The following is a 13,161-nucleotide window of genomic DNA, read 5'->3' as shown; positions in this document are numbered from 1 at the left end:
GCAATTCCCAGCACAATGCTCGGGAATTGCCGGAGGCCTCTCTTGAAATCACTCGACGACCTCGACTTCGACAACCGCTTCGCCCGCCTGGGCGACGCCTTCTCCACCGAAGTCCTGCCCGACCCCATCGCCGAGCCGCGCCTGGTGGTAGCCAGCCCCGCCGCCCTGGCGCTGCTCGACCTGCCAGCGGAAACCAGCGACGAAGCGCTGTTCGCCGAACTGTTCGGCGGGCACAAGCTGTGGTCGGAAGCCGAGCCGCGGGCGATGGTGTATTCCGGCCACCAATTCGGCTCCTATAACCCGCGCCTGGGCGACGGCCGCGGCCTGCTGCTCGGCGAGGTGATCAACCAGGCCGGCGAGCACTGGGACCTGCACCTCAAGGGCGCCGGCCAGACCCCCTACTCGCGGATGGGCGACGGGCGCGCCGTGCTGCGCTCGTCGATCCGCGAGTTCCTCGCCTCCGAAGCCCTTCCGGCACTGGGCATTCCCAGCAGCCGGGCGCTCTGCGTGATCGGTTCGAGCACGCCGGTCTGGCGCGAGAAGAAGGAAAGCGCGGCGACGCTGCTGCGCCTGGCGCCCAGCCACGTGCGCTTCGGTCACTTCGAATACTTCTACTACACCCGCCAGCACGACCAGTTGAAACAGTTGGCGGCGTTCGTTCTGGAACACCACTTCGCCGACTGCAACGCAGCCGAGCGGCCATACGCGGCGATGTTCCGCCAGGTCGTCGAGCGCAACGCCGAACTCATCGCCCGCTGGCAGGCCTATGGCTTCTGCCACGGGGTGATGAACACCGACAACATGTCGATCCTCGGCATTACCTTCGACTACGGGCCCTACGCCTTCCTCGACGATTTCGACGCCAATCACATCTGTAATCACTCCGACGACGCCGGCCGCTACTCCTTCAGCAACCAGGTACCGATCGCCCATTGGAACCTGGCCGCCCTGGCCCAGGCGCTGACGCCACTGGTGGAAGTGGACGAACTGCGCGCCAGCCTCGACCTGTTCCTGCCCCTCTACCAGGCCCACTACCTCGACCTGATGCGCCGGCGCCTGGGCCTGGGCGTCGCCGCGGAGAACGACCAGGCCCTGGTCCAGGAACTGTTGCAGCGCATGCAGGGCAGCGCGGTGGATTACTCGCTGTTCTTCCGCCGACTCGGCGAAGAAACTCCGGAGCGGGCGCTGGCCAGCCTGCGCGACGACTTCGTCGACCGCGAGGCCTTCGACCGCTGGGCCGAGGCCTACCGCCGGCGCGTCGAGGAAGAAGGCGGAGACCAGGAGTCGCGGCGCCGGCGCATGCACGCGGTCAATCCGCTCTATGTGCTGCGCAACTACCTGGCACAGCAGGCCATCGAAGCGGCCGAGCAGGGCGACTACACGGAAGTCCGCTTGCTGCACCAGGTGCTGAGTCGCCCGTTCGAGGAACAGCCGGGCATGGAGCGCTTCACCCGGCGCCCTCCGGACTGGGGGCGGCACCTGGAAATCAGTTGCTCCTCCTGACGGGATACCCTGACAGAACGGCGGCCGTTAATGCCGCAGTGGAATAAATACCTTCGGAAAACTTCTTAGACGCACTAAGAAAAGCCGATTATCTTCGCCGCCACACTTATTCCAGCCTGTTCTACCACCTCCTGTCAGGCGCCTTGCCGCATGAAGATACGCGACCTCGATCTCAGCCAGAGTTCGATCAACACCGAACACCAGGCGCTAGGTCTGCCTCCTGTCGAAGATTTCGTCACCCATCCGGACGACCACCCGGTACTGCGCGCCGCCATGTGGGCGGCGGTGCTGATCCTGGTCGGCCTGCTCGCCTTCCTGGCCTGGCGCCTGTTCTTCGACAACGGCGGCAGCAGCGGCTTCGAGATCATCGAGCAGGCCCTGACCAGCCGAGGTTTCTGGAGCGCGGTGGCGGTGGGCTTCTTCGCCCAGGTGATCGACGGTGCGCTGGGCATGGCCTACGGCATTACTGCCACCACCTTCCTGCTCAGCGCTGGCGCCACGCCGGCCGCCGCCAGCGCCAGCGTGCACATCGCCGAAGTGTTCACCACCGGCTTTTCCGGGATTTCCCACGTCAAGCTCGGCAACGTCAACAAGTCACTCTTCCTCCGCCTGCTGCTGCCGGGAATGATCGGCGCGGTGCTCGGCGCCGTGCTGATCACCCGCTTCGACGGCCACCAACTCAAGCCCTTCATCTCCGCCTACCTGCTGCTGATGGGCCTGTACATCCTGAGCAAGGCCTACCGCCACGTGATCAAGCGCCGGGCACCGCGCCACGTGGCCAAGCTGGCACTCTTCGGCGGCTTCGTCGATGCCGCCGGCGGCGGCGGCTGGGGCCCGGTGGTCACCAGCAGCCTGATCGGCTCGGGTAGCGACCCGCGCACCACCATCGGCTCGGTGAACTTCGCCGAGTTCTTCCTGACCATCGCCAGCGCCACCTCCTTCATCCTCCTCGCCGGCCAGCCGGACACCTGGAAGATGGTCGCCGGACTGGTCTTCGGCGGCCTGTTCGCCGCGCCGTTCGCCGCCCTGCTGTGCAAGAAGCTTTCGCCGCGCACCCTGCTGGTCATCGTCGGCACCCTGATCACCCTGATCAGCGCCTACAACATCTACATCGGCCTGCGCTGACAGGCATAAGCGGCGAACACAACGGTCTAACCAGGCACGCTTTTCCTTGCCCGGGCGCATTGACCCGCCCGGCGCGCTTTCCCATGCTGCGTCCTTCCAATCTGCCCGAAGGAACGCTGCATGAAACTGGAAACCCTGGCCGTCCACGCCGGCTACAGCCCTGACCCGTCCACCCGCGCGGTGGCGGTGCCGATCTACCAGACCACCTCCTACGCTTTCGACGACACCCAGCATGGCGCCGACCTGTTCGACCTGAAGGTACCGGGCAACATCTACACACGGATCATGAACCCCACCAACGATGTACTGGAACAGCGCGTCGCGGCGCTGGAAGGCGGGGTCGGGGCGCTGGCGGTGGCCTCGGGGATGGCGGCCATCACCTACGCGATCCAGACCGTCGCCGAAGCCGGCGACAACATCGTCTCGGTGGCCAAGCTCTACGGCGGCACCTACAACCTGCTGGCCCACACCCTGCCACGCATCGGCATCCAGGCGCGCTTCGCCGCCCACGACGACATCGCCGCCCTGGAAGCGCTGATCGACGAGCGGACCAAGGCCGTGTTCTGCGAAACCATCGGCAACCCGGCGGGCAACATCATCGACCTGCAGGCACTGGCCGACGCCGCTCACCGCCACGGCGTACCGCTGATCGTCGACAACACGGTAGCCACCCCGGTGCTCTGCCGGCCGTTCGAGCACGGTGCCGACATCATCGTGCACTCGCTGACCAAGTACATGGGCGGCCACGGCACCAGCATCGGCGGGATCGTGGTCGACTCCGGCAAATTCGACTGGGCGGCGAACAAGTCGCGCTTCCCGCTGCTGAACACGCCCGATCCGTCCTACCACGGCGTCACCTACACCGAGGCCTTCGGACCCGCCGCCTTCATCGGCCGCTGCCGGGTGGTACCGCTGCGCAACATGGGCGCGGCGCTCTCGCCGTTCAACGCCTTCCTCATCCTCCAAGGCCTGGAGACCCTGGCGCTGCGCATGGAGCGCCACTGCGACAACGCCCTCGCCGTAGCCCGCTACCTGCAACAACATCCGCAGGTGGCCTGGGTGAAATACGCCGGCCTCGCCGACAACCCCGAGCACGCCCTGGCCCGGCGCTACCTGGGGGGGCCGCCCGGCGGCGATCCTGTCCTTCGGCATCCAGGGCGGCAGCGCCGCCGGCGCGCGCTTCATCGACGCCTTGAAGCTGGTGGTGCGGCTGGTCAACATCGGCGACGCCAAGTCCCTGGCCTGCCACCCGGCGAGCACCACCCACCGCCAGTTGAACGCGGAGGAACTGGCCCGCGCCGGAGTCTCCGACGACATGGTGCGGCTGTCGATCGGCATCGAGCACATCGACGACATCCTCGCCGACCTCGACCAGGCCCTGGCCGCCGCCGCACGCTGAGCGGATCGGTCAGTCCGGGCGAGCGTTTCGGTCCTTGCCCGGCCTGGCCGGCCGGCTAGTCTGGCTGGGATCCCCGACATGGAGAGCGCCATGCCACTGCCCACCGAACTCGCCAGGCACCTGACCGAAGAAAAGATCGCCTTCGTCCAGCGCAGCGGACTCAGGGCGGAAGTCCTCGAACCCGGCTACGTGCGCCTGCGCATGCCGGGCGCCGGCAACGAGAACCACATCGGCAGCATGTACGCCGGGGCGCTCTTCACCCTCGCCGAAATTCCCGGTGGCGCGCTGTTCCTGACCAGCTTCGACAGCGCCCGCTTCTATCCCATCGTCAAGGAGATGACCTTGCGCTTCCGCCGCCCGGCCAAGGGCGACATACGCGTCGAGGCACGCCTGGATGCCGAGCGCATCCGCCAACTGGAAACCGAGGCTGGAGAGCGCGGCAAGGCCGAATACAGCCTCGAACTGCAACTCACCGACGAGCAGGGGGAGGTGGTGGCGGAAAGCACCGCGTTGTACCAGCTACGCAGCCACGCGCGGCCCTGACTGGCAGATTTCGCAGGGCACGGCGAAGGTTTTTTCTGCCATGGATCAAGGTCCGTAGCGAGCTGCGGCGCGACAGTGGAGAAGCCAGCGTAGCCATCCCACGGAGTCCGCCATGATCCGCCACCTCCTGGTCGCCCACGACCTCACCCCGGAAGCCGACGTCGCCCTCGCCCGCGCCGCCCAACTGGCCCGCCAGCACGATGCGCGGGTCAGCCTGCTGCACGTGTACGACCCGGGGCTATCGGCGTCAGCGGTGAAGACCGTCAGCGCCATGCTGCAGCTCAAGCGCAAGGAGGCCGGCCTCGACGAGGACAGCGCCATCCACCTGTTCAGGGGCCAGCCGATCGACGGCATCCTGCAGCAGACCCGGGCGCTCGAACCGGACCTGTTGCTGATGGGCGCACACCACCAGAAGACCTTCGAACGCTTCGGCAACACCACCCTCGACCAGGTGGTGCGGCGCAGCCGGGTGCCGGTGCTGCTCGCCGTGCGCGAGGCGGACGAACCCTACCGCCAGGCGCTCAGCGCCCTGGACTTTTCCCAGTGCGCCTGTACCGCGCTGCGCCAGGCCTACCGCCTGCTGCCGGTGGAAGCCGACCTGCACGCCCTGCACGTGTTCGAGTCCCCCGACGACAGCGTGCTCGGCCTGCCCAGGCAGAATGCCGCGCACCTGGCCACCCAGGCCGGGCTGATCGAACAATTGCTGAGCGACGAGCAGGAGCGCCTGCCGGGCGTCGGGCCGCAGCTGAGCCACGAAGTGGTTCCCGGCGTGCTGCCGTACAGCCTGGACGCCGCGTTGAAGCAGCGCCAGCCGGAGCTGCTCGCCCTCGGCCGGCACAGCCGCAACGCGCTGATGCAGGCGCTGCTCGGCAACCTGGCGCAACGTTACCTGCGCCAGCCGAGCTGCGACGTCCTGGTTACCTCGTAGAAGCGCTGCCGCAGAGGCTGCTCAGCTTTCGAGCAGCCCGTGCAACTCGACGAACTGCTGGGTCAACTTGTGCCGCGGTTCGAGGAAGATCAGCGGGGTACAAGCCTGGTGCGACTCGCGCATCTTCACCGAACTCATCAGGTACACCGGCAGCACCGGCAGTTCCTCCGCCACCAGCTCGTCGAGCAGTTGCTGCGGCAGGCTGGCGCGCGGCTGGAACTGGTTGACCACGATGCCCTCGACCTGCAGGTCTTCGTTGTGGTCGTCACGCAGTTCCTCGATCTCCTGGAGAAGGCCATACAGCGCCTGGCGGGAGAAGCTGTCGCAATCGAAGGGAATCAGGCAGCGATCGGCAGCGATCAGCGCAGATACCGTGTAGAAATTCAGTGCCGGCGGGGTATCCAGGTAGATCCGGTCGTAGTCTTCGTCCAGTTCGTCCAGCAGTTTGCGCAGCTTGTTGATCTTGTGCTTCGACTCCAGCTTCGGCTGCAGGTCGGCCAGTTCGGGGCTGGAGGTGACGATGTGCAGGTTGTCGAACGGCGTCTCGTAGATCTCGACCCTGCCCTTCTTGCTGAAGGGCCCGGAAGACAAGGTCTGCTTGAAGAAGTCGGCGATCCCCACCGGCAGGTCCTCGCCGGTCAGTCCGGTCAGGTAGTGCGTGGAGTTGGCCTGGGCGTCCAGGTCCACCAGCAGGGTGCGATAGCCCTCCGCCGCGCTGACCGCCGCCAGGTTGCAGGCGATGCTGGACTTGCCTACCCCGCCTTTCTGATTGAACACCACGCGCCGCATGGGAAATCTCCGTGAGCCGAGCCTGATCCCGGATGATAGGCAAAGCCGCGGGCAAGCGCGAGCGCCGTCTCGGTCCTGACGTAGAGCGGTTCAGCGCCGGCGCAGGCTGGCCGCCTCACGGGTCACCAGGTCGATGAAGGACAGCGCCAGCGGCGAGCCCTCGTTCTGCCGACGGACCAGCCATACCGCAGTCGTCGCCTCGGGATCGCTCAGGGTGCGGTAGACCACGCCGTCGACCCGGGTGCGGCGGAACGACGCCGGCAGGATCGACACCCCCAGTCCGGCCGAGACCAGGCCGATGATGGTCATCGCCTCGCTGGCCTCCTGGGCGATGCGCGGGCTGAAGCCGGCTTGTCGGGTCAGGGCGATGACCTGGTCGTAGAGCCCGGTGCCGTAGCTGCGCGGGAAGAACACGAAGGGCTCCTCGGCCAGGGCGGCGATGGCCAGGCCATCCTCGCTGCCGGCCGCCAGCGGATGGTCGGCCCGCAGCACCGCCACCAGCGGTTCGCGGAACAACTCCACCCAATGCACCGCATCCGGCAGCGCCAGCGGGCGGATCACGCCCACCTGCAGGCTTTCCTCGAGCAGCGCCTTGAGTACCTGGCGGCTGCTCATTTCCTGCAGGTCGAGGTGTACGTCCGGATAGGCCTTGCGGAAGGCATGGATGCTGCTGGGTATGGTCGAGGTGAAGGGTGCCGAGGAAGTGAAACCGATCTTCAGCTCGCCCAGTTCCCCCAGGTGGGCCCGACGCGCCAGCAACACCGCCTTGTCTACCTGGGCCAGCACCTGGCGGGACTCGTCGAGGAACAGCCGGCCGGCGTCGGTGAGTTCGACGCGGCGGTTGGTGCGCTCGAACAGGCGCGCACCGATTTCCTCCTCCAGCGCCTGGATCTGCTGGCTCAACGGCGGCTGGGAGATCCCCAGGCGCTCGGCGGCGCGGCCGAAGTGCAGCTCCTCGGCGACGGCGATGAAATAGCGCAGGTGCCTGAGTTCCACGCGGCCCCTCCAATTAGGTCTTTTTACATATCAATCGTGTCGATCAATATATTGGAAATCATATAAACCTATCTATATCCTTTGCCACATAACCTCCAACAACGACCCCTTGTCCCTGAAATCCAGGTGGCGCGGCCTCGTTGTGCCTGCTCGCCACCGACCCCAGAGGTGCCCCGTGAGCAATCCGCAAGTCCGGCCACAGGCCGAAGAAGAACCCGCGTTAATCGAGGCGGCCCGCGAAGCAGCCAACGAGGTGCTGGAAGCCGCCACCGAAGTCGAACGCTATATCGAGAAAGGCACCCCGCAGTTCATGCGCACCTCGCTGGCGCTGTTCTCCGGCGGTTTCGCTACCTTTGCCCTGCTCTACTGCATCCAGCCGATGATGCCGGTGCTGTCCAAGGCGTTTTCCATCAGCGCCGCGGAAAGCAGCCTGGCATTGTCCGTCGCCACCGCCATGCTCGCCCTTGGCCTGCTGGTCACCGGCCCGATCTCCGACGCGATCGGTCGCAAGCCGGTGATGGTCGTCTCGCTGCTGGCCGCCGCGCTGTTCACCCTCGGCAGCGCGGTGATGCCCACCTGGCATGGCGTGCTGCTGATGCGCGCGCTGGTCGGGCTGTCCTTGAGCGGCCTGGCCGCGGTGGCGATGACCTATCTCAGCGAAGAGATCCATCCGCAGCACATCGGCCTGTCGATGGGCCTGTACATCGGCGGCAACGCCATCGGCGGGATGAGCGGACGCCTGATCAGCGGCGTCCTGGTCGATTTCATCTCCTGGCATGCCGCACTGGCGGTCCTCGGCGGCCTGGCCCTGGTCGCCGCGCTGGTGTTCTGGCGCGTGCTGCCCGAATCGAAACACTTCCGGCCGGCACCGCTGAAACCGGCGACCCTGCTCAACGGCTACCGCTTGCACTTCCGCGACGCCGGACTGCCCTGGCTGTTCCTGATCGGTTTCCTGCTGATGGGCAGCTTCGTCACCCTGTTCAACTACATCGGCTACCGCCTGCTGGCCGAGCCCTACCACATGAGCCAGGCGGTGGTCGGCGTGCTCTCGGTGGTTTACCTCTCGGGCATCTACAGCTCGGCCTGGGTCGGTTCGCTGGCCGACAAGCTGGGGCGACGCAAGGTGCTCTGGGCGGTCATCCTGCTGATGCTCGGCGGCCTGCTGCTGACCCTGTTCGAGCCGATCCCGCTGATGCTCGCCGGCCTGCTGCTATTCACCTTCGGCTTCTTCGGCGCGCACTCGGTGGCGAGCAGCTGGATCGGGCGCCGCGCCCTGCGCGCCAAGGGCCAGGCCTCGTCGCTCTACCTGTTCAGCTACTACGTCGGCTCGAGCCTGGCCGGCACCCTCGGCGGGGTGTTCTGGCATTACTACGGCTGGAACGGCATCGGGCTGTTCATCGGCTCGCTGCTGGTGGTCGCGGTATTGGTCTCGCTGCACCTGGCGCGCCTGCCGGCCCTGCCTGGCAACACCCTGGCGCAGGCCGCCCACTGAGTTCGATGCGCCGGTCTCCCGGCGCCTTCACTCCGACCAGAAGCGTACTCCGGTCAGTTCTTCCGATAGCGCCCACAGCCGCGCGGCCAGCCCCAGGTCGCGCGCATTCCGCGGAATCCGCGCCGCCGCCGGATAACCGCGGGTTTCCAGCCAGCGATCCGGGCCGACATAGGCCCCGCCATACCAGCGCTGTTCGGTCAGCGCGGAAAGTGCCGGCAACGCCCCCATCTCCGCCGATTGCGCGAACGCTCCGTTGGCCACCTTCATCGCCCAGCGTCCCAGGCGCGAACCGGACATCGCCGGCGCCGCGTACTGCAGGTTGGTCGCCGCGTAGCCCGGATGCGCCGCCAGGCTCTGCAGAAGCACGCCCCGCTGGCCGGCGCGGCGCTGCAACTCCAGGCTGAACAGCAGATTGGCCTGCTTGCTGTGGCAATAGGCGAGATAGCGGTTGTAGCCGCGCTCGGCGTTGAGGTCGTCGAGCGGCAGCCGGCCGAACTGGTTGAAACCGCTGGTCATGCCCACCACCCTGGGCCGTGGAGCGGCCAGCAACGACTCCAGCAGCAGTCCCGTAAGGGCGAAGTGGCCGAGGTGATTGGTGCCCATCTGCATCTCGAAACCGTCGCGGGTACGCCGCAGGGGCAGGAACATCACTCCGGCGTTGTTGAACAAGAGATCGAGGCGTTCGTGGCGCTGACGGAAACCGGTGGCGCAGGCGCGGATCGAGGCGAGGTCGGCCAGGTCGAGATCGGCCAGCTCCAGGCGTGCCTGGGGATACTCGTCGAGGATCGCCCGCCGCGCCCGCTCCGCCTGTTCGCGATTGCGGCAGGCCATCACCACGGTCGCCCCTTTGCCGGCCAGCGTGCGCGCCGCCTGCCAACCCAGGCCGCTGTTGGCGCCGGTGACCAGCGCCAGGCGCCCGGCCAGTTGTGGAATGTTGCGTCGTGCCCAGGGATGCATCGCTCGTTCTCCGCTTGACTGCGTTGCCGGGCAGTATCGCGGCACCAGCCAATGCAGCGGCAGACGCGCTCGCGCCAGACTGCCGATCATTTCGGGCCAGGACACGCCAGCATGAGCCGCCGCACGGACTCCGACGCACCGACCATCACCGCTACCTATCCGCGCCTGCTGCTCGGCCTGCTGGAGGAACGCGGCCTGGACGGACGTGCGCTGCTGCGGGAAATCGGTCTGTCGACGCTGCGACTGGAAGAGCCGGAAGCACGCGTCACATCGCAGCAGTACCAGGCGATCGCCGCCACGGCGCTCGCGCTGAGCGGCGACCCCGGCCTCGGCGCACAGCTCGCCTTGCGCACGCCTCCCACCGCCCATGGCAGCCTGGGCTACGCGATGATGGCCTCGGCGACGCTCGGCGATGCCTTGTGCCTGGCGCTGCGCTACATGCCGCTGCTGCAGGGCAACGTCGAAATCAGCCTGCTGCGCGAGGACGAGCAGGTGATCCTGCGCCTGCTGCCAGGCCCTGCGCTCCCGCCGGCGCTGCACCGGTACTTCAGCGAAGCCCTGCTGATCGGCCTGTATCGCTCCGGCGCCTGGCTGCTCGGCGAACCGGCCCTGGTCGGCAGGCTCGACTTCGACTACCCCGAACCTGCCGTGCCTGTGCCGCTGCCGCAGTGCCGCTACGACCAGGCCCACGTCCAGTTGGTGTTCCCCGCCATCCTGCTCGCCCGCTCGCTACCGATGGCCGATCCGGCTGCGTTGCGCCGCGCCCGCGAACACTGCGAGCGCGAACTGGCGCTGCTCGATGCCGGCCGCCGGGACATCTGCGCCCGCGTGCGGCTGGAGCTGGAACGCCAGGAACAGCGCTTCCCCAACCTGGAGGAAGTAGCCGCGCGCCTGCACCTGTCCAGCCGCAGCCTCAAGCGGCATCTGCATGACGCCGGCACCAGCTTTCGCCAGTTGCTCGGTCAGGCTCGCCAGCGCCAGGCCTTGCGATTGCTGCGGCGTCCCGAGGTGTCGTTGCAGCGTATCGCCCTGTACCTGGGTTACAGCGATCCAACCAACTTCACCCGCGCCTTCAAGCGCTGGACCGGCGAGCCGCCGAGCGACACCCGCGCCCGCCTGCTGGGCGGGCAACCAGTTTCACGAACAAATGCCAAGCGCTCGACAAATCCCTCGCGTTTCCCTTGAGCGCAGCAAGCGCTGTCCTATGCTGCTGCGGCCGGCATCCGGCCGGCCTCGACAGCGATATGAAAGGGACTTTATGAAACCAGCGATCAAGCGCGCCTGCCTGCTCGGCACGGCACTGTTCTCCCTCTGCGCCAGCGCAGCCCAGGCGGCCGGCGTTCTGGTAGGAACCTGGGACCTGCGGGGCAACGGCCAGCTCGCCGCGGTCTACCGCGACGGCGCCAACCTGCAGGTGGTGGAAGGCGGCAGCACCCGCAACTACAGCTTCGGCAACGTGGTCTGGTCGGTCTTCGGCGCCACCGATACCGACGGCCAGCCCGGCGCGGAAATCCTGGTCAAGGCCGGTCCCGACCTGGTGATCGTTTCCCACGCCAGCACCACCCAGCGCAAGTACCCGGTAGGCAACGTCTCCTGGGCGATCATGCGCGCCACCGACGTCGACAACGTCGCCGGCGACGAAGTCATCCTCAGCATCGGCAACGGCGTGCGCACCGTATTCGATCGCACCCGTACGCAACGCGACGCCACCTTCAGCTACAACGGCACCTGGGGCCTGTTCGACGTCGCCGACGTGGACGGCGCGCCGGGCAAGGAACTGGTGCTGAACATGGGCAACGGCGTCAAGGTCATCGACCCGCGCACCAGTGGCGCCAAGGACTTCACCTTCAGCGGCTACCACGCGCTCGCACAGATCGCCGACCTCGACGGCCAGCCCGGCGCGGAGATCATCGGCCGCACCAGCACCGGCATCTACGTGATCAGCAACGCCAGTTCCCGCAAGGAATACAACATCGGCGCCAGCGCCTGGGCACTCTATGGCGGCACCGCGGACACCGACGGCAAGCCGGGCAACGAGCTGATCGTGGTGATGCAGGGCAAGGTGCGGGTCATCCACCACGCCAGCGGCGCCAGCAGCGACTACCGCATCGGCGACGTCAACTACAGCATCGATTCGGTGGCCGACATGGATGGCCAGCCGGGCGCGGAAATCCTCGTGCGCGACGCCAACGGCAAGCTGTTCGTGATCAACGACCGCACCGGCAAGGTAAGCAGTTGAGCCGGGCGGGTTGCGTAGGGCGGGTACGCCACCGGCGCGACCCCGCCAGCCAACGCGCCGGAGGGCCGTCGGCCCGCGCATGAAAAAGGGGAGCCTCGGCTCCCCTTCTTTCGTTCCGGCTCAGCCGTGGTACTGCGCCGACAGCTCGTGCACCGCCTCGAAGAAGGCGCCGGCATGGGCCGGGTCGACTTCCGGGGTGATGCCGTGGCCGAGATTGAACACATGCCCCGTACCCTTGCCGTAGGCCGCCAGGATCCGCGCGACTTCGGCGCGGATCGCCGCCGGATTGGCGTAGAGCACCGAGGGATCCATGTTGCCTTGCAGGGCTACGCGCTCACCGACACGGGCCCGGGCGCTGCCGATGTCGCAGGTCCAGTCCAGGCCCAGCGCCTCGGCGCCGACCTCGGCCATCGACTCCAGCCACAGGCCGCCTCCCTTGGTGAAGAGGATCACCGGCACCCGGCGTCCGTCGTGCTCGCGGATCAATCCATCGACGATCTTGCGCATGTAGGTCAGGGAGAACTCCTGGTAGGCCGCCGCCGACAGGCTGCCGCCCCATGAGTCGAAGATCTGCACCGCCTGGGCGCCGGCGCGGATCTGCCCGTTGAGGTAGCTGGTCACCGATTGCGCCAGCTTGTCCAGCAGAGCGTGCATGGCCTTCGGGTTGTCGTAGAGCATCGCCTTGGATTTGCGGAAGTCCTTGCTCGAGCCGCCCTCGACCATGTAGGTGGCGAGGGTCCAGGGGCTGCCGGAGAAGCCGATCAGCGGTACGCGGCCGTTCAGCTCGCGGCGGATGGTGCGCACGGCGTCCATCACATAGCCCAGGTCCTGTTCCGGATCGGGAACCGGCAGCGCCTCGATGTCGGCCAGCGACGAGACCACCTTGCGGAAGCGCGGGCCTTCGCCGGTCTCGAAGTACAGGCCCTGGCCCATGGCATCGGGAATGGTCAGGATATCGGAGAAGAGGATCGCGGCGTCCAGCTGCGGGTAACGGTCCAGCGGCTGCAGGGTCACTTCGCAGGCCAGCTCCGGGTTCATGCACAGGTTCATGAAATCGCCGGCCTTGGCACGGGTGGCACGGTATTCCGGCAGGTAACGACCGGCCTGGCGCATCATCCAGACGGGGGTGACATCGACGGGCTGCTTGAGCAGGGCGCGGAGGAAGCGGTCGTTCTTCAGGGCAGTCATAA

11 protein-coding genes and 1 pseudogene are annotated in these 13,161 nt (G+C 67.1%); 8 read left to right on the top strand and 4 right to left on the bottom strand.

What is annotated here, in order from left to right; translation table 11 throughout:
- The first annotated feature begins 42 nt into the window (after positions 1–42).
- The 5 genes and pseudogenes from selO to HMPREF2716_RS01755 all read left to right on the top strand — a co-directional run bounded on the left by selO (position 43) and on the right by HMPREF2716_RS01755 (position 5,498).
- The gene (gene selO / locus HMPREF2716_RS01775) at positions 43–1,503 is read left to right on the top strand and encodes a protein adenylyltransferase SelO (protein WP_003116144.1); all 1,461 of its coding nucleotides are present in this window, start codon (positions 43–45) and stop codon (positions 1,501–1,503) included.
- A 150-nt stretch (positions 1,504–1,653) separates the two neighbouring features.
- The gene (locus HMPREF2716_RS01770) at positions 1,654–2,628 is read left to right on the top strand and encodes a sulfite exporter TauE/SafE family protein (RefSeq protein ID WP_003103681.1); all 975 of its coding nucleotides are present in this window, start codon (positions 1,654–1,656) and stop codon (positions 2,626–2,628) included.
- A gap of 120 nt (positions 2,629–2,748) precedes the next feature.
- Positions 2,749–4,027 (top strand): annotated as a pseudogene (locus tag HMPREF2716_RS01765) (bifunctional O-acetylhomoserine aminocarboxypropyltransferase/cysteine synthase).
- 90 nt (positions 4,028–4,117) lie between these two features.
- Complete coding sequence (locus tag HMPREF2716_RS01760) at positions 4,118–4,570, top strand: YiiD C-terminal domain-containing protein (protein WP_003116142.1); 453 nt, start codon at positions 4,118–4,120, stop codon at positions 4,568–4,570.
- A 112-nt stretch (positions 4,571–4,682) separates the two neighbouring features.
- On the top strand, positions 4,683–5,498 hold the full coding sequence (locus tag HMPREF2716_RS01755) for a universal stress protein (protein WP_003161256.1): 816 nt from the start codon (positions 4,683–4,685) through the stop codon (positions 5,496–5,498).
- Positions 5,499–5,519: 21 nt separating this feature from the next.
- Here the strand turns inward: HMPREF2716_RS01755 and HMPREF2716_RS01750 are convergent, their stop codons facing one another.
- Positions 5,520–6,287 (bottom strand): ParA family protein, encoded by a 768-nt coding sequence (locus tag HMPREF2716_RS01750; protein WP_003103688.1) that lies wholly within the window; start codon positions 6,285–6,287, stop codon positions 5,520–5,522.
- Positions 6,288–6,377: 90 nt separating this feature from the next.
- On the bottom strand, positions 6,378–7,283 hold the full coding sequence (locus HMPREF2716_RS01745) for a LysR family transcriptional regulator (protein WP_003095817.1): 906 nt from the start codon (positions 7,281–7,283) through the stop codon (positions 6,378–6,380).
- A gap of 175 nt (positions 7,284–7,458) precedes the next feature.
- Here HMPREF2716_RS01745 and HMPREF2716_RS01740 point away from each other — a divergent pair, with 175 nt between their 5' ends.
- On the top strand, positions 7,459–8,775 hold the full coding sequence (locus HMPREF2716_RS01740; protein WP_003103690.1) for an MFS transporter: 1,317 nt from the start codon (positions 7,459–7,461) through the stop codon (positions 8,773–8,775).
- Between the two features lie 27 nt (positions 8,776–8,802).
- Here HMPREF2716_RS01740 and HMPREF2716_RS01735 read toward each other — a convergent pair whose 3' ends face one another.
- Positions 8,803–9,732, bottom strand: coding sequence for an oxidoreductase (locus HMPREF2716_RS01735; RefSeq protein ID WP_019726982.1), 930 nt, complete (start codon positions 9,730–9,732; stop codon positions 8,803–8,805).
- Between the two features lie 111 nt (positions 9,733–9,843).
- Between HMPREF2716_RS01735 and HMPREF2716_RS01730 the strand changes: the two genes are divergently transcribed.
- Entirely contained in the window at positions 9,844–10,917 is a 1,074-nt protein-coding gene (locus HMPREF2716_RS01730) for an AraC family transcriptional regulator (RefSeq protein WP_019726983.1), read from the top strand.
- Between the two features lie 73 nt (positions 10,918–10,990).
- On the top strand, positions 10,991–11,971 hold the full coding sequence (locus tag HMPREF2716_RS01725; protein WP_003103696.1) for a PA5033 family protein: 981 nt from the start codon (positions 10,991–10,993) through the stop codon (positions 11,969–11,971).
- A gap of 120 nt (positions 11,972–12,091) precedes the next feature.
- On the opposite strand, the gene hemE is transcribed toward HMPREF2716_RS01725, so the two are convergent.
- On the bottom strand, positions 12,092–13,159 hold the full coding sequence (gene hemE, locus HMPREF2716_RS01720) for a uroporphyrinogen decarboxylase (RefSeq protein WP_017148632.1): 1,068 nt from the start codon (positions 13,157–13,159) through the stop codon (positions 12,092–12,094).
- Positions 13,160–13,161: the final 2 nt, after the last annotated feature.

It is taken from the genome of Pseudomonas sp. HMSC076A11, assembly GCF_001810205.1.
GTDB lineage: Bacteria > Pseudomonadota > Gammaproteobacteria > Pseudomonadales > Pseudomonadaceae > Pseudomonas > Pseudomonas aeruginosa.
The sequence above is the reverse complement of the archived record's forward strand: the minus strand, read 5'-3'. Positions and strand labels throughout refer to the sequence as shown.

What these genes read in the sequence shown, in the direction of transcription:
- HMPREF2716_RS01770 (WP_003103681.1), top strand. Translation starts at nt 1,654, where the DNA reads ATGAAGATACGCGACCTCGATCTCAGCCAGAGTTCGATCAACACCGAA.
- HMPREF2716_RS01760 (WP_003116142.1), top strand. Translation starts at nt 4,118, where the DNA reads ATGCCACTGCCCACCGAACTCGCCAGGCACCTGACCGAAGAAAAGATC.
- HMPREF2716_RS01755 (WP_003161256.1), top strand. Translation starts at nt 4,683, where the DNA reads ATGATCCGCCACCTCCTGGTCGCCCACGACCTCACCCCGGAAGCCGAC.
- HMPREF2716_RS01750 (WP_003103688.1), bottom strand. Translation starts at nt 6,287, where the DNA reads ATGCGGCGCGTGGTGTTCAATCAGAAAGGCGGGGTAGGCAAGTCCAGC.
- HMPREF2716_RS01735 (WP_019726982.1), bottom strand. Translation starts at nt 9,732, where the DNA reads ATGCATCCCTGGGCACGACGCAACATTCCACAACTGGCCGGGCGCCTG.
- HMPREF2716_RS01730 (WP_019726983.1), top strand. Translation starts at nt 9,844, where the DNA reads ATGAGCCGCCGCACGGACTCCGACGCACCGACCATCACCGCTACCTAT.
- HMPREF2716_RS01725 (WP_003103696.1), top strand. Translation starts at nt 10,991, where the DNA reads ATGAAACCAGCGATCAAGCGCGCCTGCCTGCTCGGCACGGCACTGTTC.
- hemE (WP_017148632.1), bottom strand. Translation starts at nt 13,159, where the DNA reads ATGACTGCCCTGAAGAACGACCGCTTCCTCCGCGCCCTGCTCAAGCAG.